The organism is Micromonospora sp. LZ34 (assembly GCF_052981855.1).
Map to the genome: position 1 here is coordinate 1 of NZ_JBRIQN010000176.1, position 675 is coordinate 675.

Genomic DNA, 675 nt, shown 5'->3' on the forward strand with positions numbered 1-675 from the left:
TGTCGTAGGGGTGGTGTTGGCTGTGGTTTGTGCCTCGCCGTCGGGACCCTGCCGCACTACGGGTTGTGCATCGCACGGCCCGCGTCGCGTTGCGGGTGACGCCGGGGCAGCGGCGGCGGTGTTTCGGCCTGCTGCGCTCGGCTGGTGACGTGTGGGCGTGTGTGTTGGAGGTCAACGCGTGGCGGCGGCGCCGCCGGGACGTGCCGCTGGTCGGTTACCAGGAGTTGTGTCGGGAGTTGGCGGCGTCGGGGCCGGGCACGTTCGCCGAACTCGATTCCACCGGGGCCCGGTCGGTGCTGCGCCGGTTCTCCGACGCGTGGTTCGCGGCCGCCAAGCGCCGCGCTGCGGGTGAGGTATCGGCGCGGTTTCCGCGGCGGCGGCGGGGGCTGGTGCCGGTGCGCTGGTATCACGGCACGTTCACCATCGATGGGCGCAGGGTGCGGATCCCGACCACCAAAGGCGGCCCGGCGTTGTGGGTGCGGCTGGCGCGGGATGTGCCGTATCCGATCGAGCAGGTCCGGTCGATCACCCTGCTGTGCGAGGGTGGCCGCCTCTTCTGCGACGTCACCGCCGAAGTCCCGATCACCGTCTACCCGCCGGGTGAGGAGCCGGATCCGGGCCGGATAGCCGGGGTGGACCTGGGAATCATCCACCCGTACGCGGTGGCCGGCCCCG

General features: G+C 72.0%; 1 protein-coding gene. It reads left to right on the top strand.

The window, feature by feature from the left end; genetic code table 11:
• Window positions 1-65 precede the first annotated feature (65 nt).
• On the top strand, window positions 66-675 hold a 610-nt coding region (locus ACVCAH_RS38025), incomplete at its 3' end, for a hypothetical protein (protein WP_447141037.1).